Source organism: uncultured Chryseobacterium sp., from assembly GCF_936933875.1.
In the GTDB taxonomy this organism is placed as follows: domain Bacteria; phylum Bacteroidota; class Bacteroidia; order Flavobacteriales; family Weeksellaceae; genus CAKZIK01.
In genome coordinates, this window is the sequence record NZ_CAKZIK010000051.1 from 1 (window position 1) to 2,938 (window position 2,938).

A 2,938-nucleotide genomic window follows, 5' to 3' on the forward strand; every position below is an offset into this window, starting at 1 on the left:
TTCTTTTGCTGTGCAGAAGCTTTTTAGTTTAATCAGATCCCAGTTATTATTTTTTTTTCCTTTGGTTGCAATTTCGTTTGGTGTTTTCTGTCTGGAAGCACCTTCAACCAAAGCAATCATTTTGTCCAGGAAGCTTTCTCCTGGCTCCGTTGTAACTTTTACTTTGATTTTATCAGAAAGAACTTTCGTACCTCCTGTTACACTGCTTTTATCTCCACCCGCTTCACGGATTACAGGAGCAGATTCTCCTGTGATGGCACTTTCATCAATTGTAGCCAAACCTTCGATAATTTCTCCGTCCGACGGAATGATATCGCCTGGTTCGCAAAGGAAAACGTCTCCTTTTTTCAACTGAGATGAGGGAACAATTGTTAACTCATCATTGAAAATTTCTCCGTGTGGATTAATCCATTTTGCAGGTGTTTCTTCTCTTGTTTTTCTAAGAGAATCTGCCTGAGCTTTTCCTCTCGCTTCTGCAATCGCTTCTGCAAAATTGGCAAACAATAATGTGATGAATAAAACAGCGGTTACGATAACATTGTAAACCAAACTGCCTTGGCTTTGTTCTCCCATTGCAATCCAAACACAAACGCCTGCCATTACGAGAGTTCCTACCCAAACCATAAACATTACCGGATTTCGGAACATTTTGGAAGGGTTTAATTTTATAAAAGATTGCTTCAATGCCTCATTGACCAATTCTGGCTGAAACAAATTGTTATTTCCTTTCATTATAATATAGATAAGAATTAAAGTGAAAAATACTCTGCGATTGGACCTAATGCTAACGCAGGGAAGAATGACAACGCAGCTACAATTGCAATTACTGCAAATACCATTAAACCAAATGTTGCTGTATCTGTTTTAAGTGTTCCCGCACTTTCAGGAATATACTTTTTAGCGGCAAGACTTCCTGCAATAGCAACCGGACCAATGATTGGTAAATATCTTGCCATCAGCATTACGATTCCGCAGGCAATATTCCAGAATGGGTTGTTATCTGCTAAACCTTCAAAACCACTTCCGTTATTAGCACTTGATGAAGTAAATTCATACAACATCTCACTGAAACCGTGGAAACCCGGATTGTTTAACCAGCTTCCGTATTCGTCAGGATTGTGAGCAACCATATAACTTGAAATTGCAGTTCCTACAAGAATTAAGAAAGGGTGAAGAAGAGCAATAATCATTGCGATTTTCATTTCCTTGGCTTCTATTTTTTTACCGAGAAATTCAGGAGTTCTTCCTACCATTAATCCACTGATGAATACGGCAAGAATAATAAAGATGTAGAAGTTTAAGAAACCTACACCAACTCCGCCGTAGAAACAATTGACCATCATACCAAGCAATTGATTCATACCACTGAGCGGTGTAAAACTATCGTGCATAGAATTGACACTACCGGTAGAGATTACAGTCGTTGCAATACTCCAATAAGCAGAAGCGGCAGATCCAAATCGAACTTCTTTGCCCTCCATACTCCCAAGATTCTGAGGAATCCCCATTTTTTCGATCGCTGGATTACCACCTATTTCGTTAAAAACAGTTGGGATAGTAAGAAGCAAAAAGCCAACTGTCATCACACCAAAAATAGTCCAAGCCAATTTTTTTCTTCTTAAAATATAACCCATTGCAAATACCATTGCCAAAGGAATTACCATTTGAGCAACTATTTCGACAATATTGGTAAAGTAGTTGGGGTTTTCAAATGGGTGTGCAGAGTTGGGACCGAAAAATCCACCTCCGTTAGTCCCCAAATGCTTTATAGCAACAAATGCTGCAACAGGACCACGGCTGACTTCTACTTTATCACCTTGTAAAGTTGTAATCGGGTCTTTTCCTTCAAATGTCATTGGAGTTCCGTTGAAAGCTAATAATGAAGCTACAACTACAGCAATTGGTAACAAAACTCTTGTACAGCTTCTTACAAAAAAGAAGTAAAAGTTACCCAATTTTTCGGTTGTCTTCTCTTTCATTGCAAAAAACACAACTGCTGCTGCAGCAATCCCACACCCCGCACTTATAAACTGGAAAAGCATTAGTATAAGTTGTCCGAAATAAGATATTCCAGTCTCTCCAGAGTAGTGTTGTAGGTTAGTATTGCAAATAAAACTTGTCGTGGTATTAAATGCAAGTTCGGCACCCATTGATGGATTGTTGTCAGGGTTTAATGGCAACCAAGACATATTCATTAAAACAAACATTCCAAACAAAAACCAGACAACATTGATGGTAAGTAATGCGCCAAGATGTTGTTTCCAGTTCATTTCCTTTTCAGGATCGACGCCGGAAACTTTATAAAATAGTTTGTCGATAGGATTAAAAATCACATCGAGCCAAGTTTTTTCGTTGCTGAATATTTTACCAATGTAGCGCCCTAATGGAATAGCAAATAATACCACCAATGCAAACATCAATATAATTCCTAAAATTTCTGTATTCATTTTTTTTGATTAAAGTCACTTTGTCTTTTCAACTTCGTTAATGATTTTAAACCGCAGAAATATTTTTAACCGTTATAATCACATAAATGAAAACAATCACGAACGACGTCCAAAGAATTAACTCCACCCATTCTTTAAAAATATTTTTGGTTTTCTTGTTCATTACTTTTGAGTCGTTTTAAAATTTTTCGGGTTTCACAAGCACATAGCACATATAGGCAAATACGGCGATGGCGATGATAAATAATGCGGTCATATTTTTTCAAAAGATTTAATGGTTAAAAAGAAGAGTACAAAAAGTACCAGACCCGTGAGGGTTAAAATAATTGTCATTGCTTATTGATTAAAGATTCTGTATGTGATTCCAAAGAATATAATAGATCCATAAAGGATTGCTAATAGATGCCAGGGTTTCAGTCTCCTGTACATTCTGATTTTCCATTTTTGCATAACCTACATTTTCTATATTATGCCAGAATATGGTCAAATCG

2 protein-coding genes and 1 pseudogene are annotated in these 2,938 nt (G+C 37.1%); all 3 read right to left on the reverse strand.

The window, feature by feature from the left end:
- Positions 1–732, reverse strand: a pseudogene (locus Q0252_RS07710) (hypothetical protein); the annotation flags it as partial.
- Between the two features lie 17 nt (positions 733–749).
- A complete protein-coding gene (gene kdpA / locus Q0252_RS07715) occupies positions 750–2,447 on the reverse strand; it encodes a potassium-transporting ATPase subunit KdpA (protein ID WP_243575484.1) in 1,698 nt (565 codons plus the stop codon).
- 178 nt (positions 2,448–2,625) lie between these two features.
- Positions 2,626–2,703, reverse strand: a complete 78-nt coding sequence (locus Q0252_RS07720; protein WP_120213798.1) for a potassium-transporting ATPase subunit F — start codon at positions 2,701–2,703, stop codon at positions 2,626–2,628.
- Positions 2,704–2,938: the final 235 nt, after the last annotated feature.